The 4,789-nt window shown below is 49.8% G+C and carries 6 protein-coding genes; 3 read left to right on the top strand and 3 right to left on the bottom strand.

Features of this window, described 5'->3' with window-relative positions; all coding sequences use genetic code 11:
• Positions 1-1,077, bottom strand: a 1,077-nt coding sequence (locus tag Q7O77_RS14715; protein ID WP_304168798.1) for an NADH:flavin oxidoreductase/NADH oxidase, incomplete at its 3' end; no start/stop codon positions are given.
• A gap of 201 nt (positions 1,078-1,278) precedes the next feature.
• On the opposite strand from Q7O77_RS14715, the gene Q7O77_RS14710 reads away from it, so the two are divergent.
• Positions 1,279-1,707 carry an OsmC family protein gene (locus Q7O77_RS14710; RefSeq protein WP_085652012.1) on the top strand — a complete coding sequence of 143 codons (429 nt, stop codon included), beginning with the start codon at positions 1,279-1,281 and terminating at the stop codon, positions 1,705-1,707.
• Between the two features lie 90 nt (positions 1,708-1,797).
• Here the strand turns inward: Q7O77_RS14710 and Q7O77_RS14705 are convergent, their stop codons facing one another.
• Positions 1,798-2,697 carry a LysR family transcriptional regulator gene (locus Q7O77_RS14705; protein WP_304168793.1) on the bottom strand — a complete coding sequence of 300 codons (900 nt, stop codon included), beginning with the start codon at positions 2,695-2,697 and terminating at the stop codon, positions 1,798-1,800.
• A gap of 104 nt (positions 2,698-2,801) precedes the next feature.
• Between Q7O77_RS14705 and Q7O77_RS14700 the strand changes: the two genes are divergently transcribed.
• Positions 2,802-3,119 carry a YciI family protein gene (locus tag Q7O77_RS14700; RefSeq protein WP_304168790.1) on the top strand — a complete coding sequence of 106 codons (318 nt, stop codon included), beginning with the start codon at positions 2,802-2,804 and terminating at the stop codon, positions 3,117-3,119.
• Positions 3,120-3,590: 471 nt separating this feature from the next.
• Here Q7O77_RS14700 and Q7O77_RS14695 read toward each other — a convergent pair whose 3' ends face one another.
• Positions 3,591-3,749: a hypothetical protein gene (locus Q7O77_RS14695; RefSeq protein WP_304168787.1), complete on the bottom strand. Its 159-nt coding sequence runs from the start codon at positions 3,747-3,749 to the stop codon at positions 3,591-3,593.
• A 377-nt stretch (positions 3,750-4,126) separates the two neighbouring features.
• Between Q7O77_RS14695 and Q7O77_RS14690 the strand changes: the two genes are divergently transcribed.
• Positions 4,127-4,612 (top strand): hypothetical protein, encoded by a 486-nt coding sequence (locus tag Q7O77_RS14690; protein WP_304168786.1) that lies wholly within the window; start codon positions 4,127-4,129, stop codon positions 4,610-4,612.
• Positions 4,613-4,789 lie beyond the last annotated feature (177 nt).

The following is a 4,789-nucleotide window of genomic DNA, read 5'->3' as shown; positions in this document are numbered from 1 at the left end:
GAATAACCCCCTCAGATAATGCGGCTCGCAGCGCAAATATTGCGGCGAAACCGAGATGGTATCGCCTAATTTGGCGGCGGCATGCCACGGCCAGCGCGGGTCGAACAGTACGCCACGGGCAAGGGCGACAAAATCCGCCTGTCCGGTCGCTATAATGGCTTCAGCCTGTTCCGCTTCGGTAATCAGACCCACGGCAATCGTCGAGATACTGACCGATTCGTGGATCTGTGAGGCCAGCGGCACCTGATAGTTAGGGCCAACGGGGATTTTCTGCTCAGGCGACAGGCCGCCGCTGGAGACATGGATATAATCACAGCCTAATGCTTCCAGCTGTTTCGACAATACCACCGAGTCGGCTTCGTTCCAGCCGCCATCAACCCAATCCGTGGCGGAAATTCTGACACCCACGGCGATAGATACCGCCTCACGAACATCCGCGAACACCTCCAACACCAACCGCATGCGGTTTTCCAGCGAACCGCCATAGTCGTCGCTGCGTTGGTTGGATAGGGGGGAGAGAAACTGATGCAGCAGATATCCGTGGGCGGCATGCAGCTCGATCAGATCAAATCCCGCTTTTTCGGCCCGTTCCGCGGCGGAAATAAAATCCGCTCTGAGCTGGTGGATCTGTTCTATGGTCAGCGCTTGCGGCTGGCGGCTATCCGCATAGGCCAGTGCCGAAGGCGCCACCGTTTGCCAGCCTCCGTCGGCGATAGCAACATCTTTTCCACCGTTCCAGGGTTCTGCGGTGGAAGCCTTACGCCCCGCATGAGCAAGCTGAATACCGAGTTTGATTGGCGAATAGCGTCGAATATGCGCTACCTGTTTCGTCAGTTCGGCGGCCTGTTCGTCGTTCCAGATCCCTAAATCCTTAGGGCTGATGCGGCCTTCAGGCTGAACTGCGGTCGCTTCCAAAATCAACAGACCGGCGCCGGATTGCGCCAGATTGCCGAGGTGCATGGTGTGCCACTCGCTGGGAAACCCTTGCTCGGCGGAGTATTGGCACATCGGGGCGATGACAATGCGATTATCGAGTGTCAGCGCTCCCAGTTTTGATGGAGTGAAAAGTTGGCTCATACGTTTGCCTTACCGGTGAGAGAAAAAATGACGGAAATAGCATCGAACGGTGAATACTGAGTGTATGCCAGAAACATTCAGACGTCAGGCGTATATCGGGACAGCAAATGAGACCGATAGGGGATTTATCGTTAGCAAGTCAGGCAAGATCGGCATGACTTTCTATACTTACTGTTCAGTCTCATTAACAGGAGAGTAAGCATGACCATTCATAAGAAAGGGCAAGCCCACTGGGAAGGCGACATCAAACAGGGTAAAGGTACGGTATCGACGGAAAGCGGTGCGCTGAGTCAGCAGCCCTACGGCTTCAACACCCGTTTTGAAGGCAAACCCGGCACCAACCCTGAGGAACTGATTGGCGCCGCGCATGCTGCCTGTTTTTCCATGGCGCTGTCGCTGATGTTAGGTGACGAAGGTTTTAAGCCGGACAGCATTGATACGACGGCCGTGGTATCGCTGGACAAGGCCAATGGCGGATTCGCCATCACCAAAATTGAGCTGGAAAGCGCGGTGAAAGTGCCGGGCATTGAAGAAGCGACTTTCGACAAAATCATCAATAAAGCCAAAGCCGGCTGCCCGGTTTCGCAAGTGCTGAACGCCGAGATCACGCTGCAGTACAAACTCAACTAACTCGCATCACCGTTGTCTCCGGGATATGTCCCGGGGACAGTCAATGACGGAAAAACTTCCTCCGGCGTTATCACCACCTCGCAATCACCACTAATTTTCCGCTAAGTAGTGTGTGAACGCATCAATGAAAACGCGCGTTTTCGATTCATGCCGCTGCGTTGGGCTAAACAACGCATGCAGCGGCCTGTTCGGAAAAGTGTAATCAGGCAGTATCTGGACCAATTCCCCACGATCCAACGCCTTTGCCATAGCCTTATCATATCCTAATACAATGCCTGTTCCGCTGAGCGCGGCGCTAAATAGGGCGCTCCAGTCATTCACCGTCAAACGGCTGGCGACCTCAACGATAATCTGTTCCTGATCTTTCACGAAAACCCAGCGATTCGTTAATCCCGCTCGCCAGGGGGAAAACCCCAGACATTCATATTGAGAGAGTTCTTCCGGGCGTGTCGGTGTACCGGCCTGACGCAGATATGCTGGCGCCGCGCAGACAATGAGCTGATAGGCGGGCAAGGGCAAAGCAATCTGGCGCAAATTCTTGTCAGGCTCGCCGATACGAATCACGACATCAAAGCCATCCGCCTCCGGGTCAGACCACGCATCCGAGAGGATGACTTCAGCCTTTACGCCCGAATAACGCGCCAGAAATTCCGTCATAAAGGGCATCAGCGCATAGCGTCCGAAGGTGACAGGCGCATTTAGACGCAACGTGCCAGACAGCACGTCGCTGTGGTTGCTCGCACACCGCTCCGCGTCATCGATATCCGCGAGAATGCGCAGACAGCGCGGGTAATAGTCCCGACCTACGGCGGTGAGGCTCTGTTTTCGCGTCGTACGGTTCAATAACCGCGCATTGAGCCTCGACTCCAGGGAAGCGATATGACGAGCCACCATTTGCGGCGACATATCCATTTTCTCAGCCGCTGCTGCAAATGACCCCAATCTGACTGCGGAGATAAACACACGCATGCTAGTGATCGTATCTGGCATTAACAACTATCCGTTGTGAGTGAACCTATCAGATGCTGATTTTAGCCATCAAAATGAAGCATTACACTTTCTCTGTTGTTGAATAACACATCAGGAGAATCGTTATGGGCATTTATATCGTCAGAATGGACCATCCAGATGGGACAGGCTGGAATACTCACGTTGCGGAACATGTCCGCTATCTTCAGGGATTAATCAAAGCGGGTCGCCTGATAGCATCAGGACCGCTCAAAGACACGCCATTAAGGGCAGGGTTTCTGATCTTCCGCGCGGCGACGCTGGATGAGGTGAAGTCAATGATTCATGGCGATCCGTTCACACGTGAAAATTTGATTGTACGTTTGGACATACAACAGTGGGATCCGCTGTTTGGCCAGTTGGCGAATCTGTCGAGCCAGGATATTCCAGCTGAATTGCAGTAAGGCCAAAAGTGATTCGTGCGGTTGATGTTCGCGTGCAACGAACAACGCGACTGAGGCAGTAAAACAGGATGTCGGGCTCATTTTAAATTCTGTTGCGGAGCAACGTCACGTTGTATGAGAAACGGGACCGCGTGAAAAACGTAATATGTCGAGTGACGGCTGGGGCTGTATCGGATCAACAGCGCCAGTTTTCCAGTGACAGAGATCCACCCAGCATGTATTAAAAACTTGGTTCCACAGAGGTGAAGAATGAATGACAGACATTATCGAGGATTAGTGTGTAGACGATGGCGGAGTTATCAATGTCGATAATCTCATCCCACATGATGAAGTGAAGAGCGGGGGTTTTGCACAACGACATGTGAAACGGTCTGGGATGGTGTAATGCATCGGACCATAAATCTAATTTAACATAATATACATTATGCGAACCAAGGTGCGGAAGTGTGGAAACTGGCATTCCCGGTGCTGTCATTGGTCGTGTTGATGCGCTGAATCAAACACCACTTCTTCAGTGCCATGCTCCAGATCGTGATGGATAATCTGAAAATCCAACGGCTCATTATCTTCATCGCTGCAATCATCCAGCCAGCGTGTCTGATACGCTTCCGGCAGATCGCTTTTACACATGGCACCTGATAGTGGTAAATCTTGCCATGCAAACTGACGAACGACAGCGATGCGTAGAAATGATAAAACTTAGCTTTGCTTCAGTCCGCAAAAGTTTACCGCGCCGTTCAAGACGCTGGCCGTTTTTCATATCGGCCTGCTGGCCTGAATAACGGATAAAAAAATCCATCGGAATGTTGTTAAGGACCGCCTTTCGCCACGTTTCATAATACGGTCCTTGCTCGAATCACTACTCTGCTGCCGCGCCGAATCAACAATAAAGATTAAAGGGTGTCACAGAACCCCGAACCGCTTCGCGGCGATGCTGAGAATTTTAGCCACTAAAATGTATGCTATAATTGCTTGCAGAGCAGAACGTACAGTTGCAAGGTAACTCAATGAAAATAAAACAAAAAATAACCCCAAAAACTCCAAAAAAAATTAGTAGCTCTGTTCGGTTTTTGGTCAGGAGCTTAGGGCTAAAAACTACCCCAATGTATTTACCATTAACTAAAGCACCTAATACAAGAGCTGGTTATTGCTTTAATAATTGCGAAGACTATATAAAAGAAAACGGCGGCGAAGCAATATATGGATGGATGTTGTGGGAGGATAGGAAAAAAGGGTTTATCGAGGCTGAATTTCATGCTGTAGTAAAAAAAGACAACCGTTATTTAGACATTACGCCAAGAGTTGACTATGAAAATAAAATCCTTTTTATTGAGGACAATGCACGGCAATCAGGTCGAATGAATAGTCATTCTTGGTATTCATGGTCAAATATAAAAATTATTGATAACTGTCTAGAAGAGATGACAGAAGCACTACAAGTTAAAGAATTAAATCATGAAGATAGTCTAATTCTGCCGCTAGACACAAATTGATAAGCATAATGTACTCTATGTATAAAGACGAACCTTCGCCATTCCGGTAAACCCCAAAAGCCAACCCATTCTACCGGAATGACTCAGAACTCTTTTGAAACATAGCGTCATACATTATACGAACCAATGATGCTGCACAGGGTCAAAAATAACTCTGCGATGTGAATCAGTCATACA

It is taken from the genome of Lonsdalea britannica (genome assembly GCF_946477055.1).
Lineage (GTDB): Bacteria > Pseudomonadota > Gammaproteobacteria > Enterobacterales > Enterobacteriaceae > Lonsdalea > Lonsdalea britannica_A.
Note: the sequence above shows the minus strand (reverse complement) of the source record. Positions and strands in the feature narration are given on the sequence as shown.

Coding starts and splice junctions, on each gene's coding strand:
- Q7O77_RS14710 (WP_085652012.1), top strand. CDS start 1,279: ATGACCATTCATAAGAAAGGGCAAGCCCACTGGGAAGGCGACATCAAA.
- Q7O77_RS14705 (WP_304168793.1), bottom strand. CDS start 2,697: ATGCCAGATACGATCACTAGCATGCGTGTGTTTATCTCCGCAGTCAGA.
- Q7O77_RS14700 (WP_304168790.1), top strand. CDS start 2,802: ATGGGCATTTATATCGTCAGAATGGACCATCCAGATGGGACAGGCTGG.
- Q7O77_RS14695 (WP_304168787.1), bottom strand. CDS start 3,749: ATGTGTAAAAGCGATCTGCCGGAAGCGTATCAGACACGCTGGCTGGAT.
- Q7O77_RS14690 (WP_304168786.1), top strand. CDS start 4,127: ATGAAAATAAAACAAAAAATAACCCCAAAAACTCCAAAAAAAATTAGT.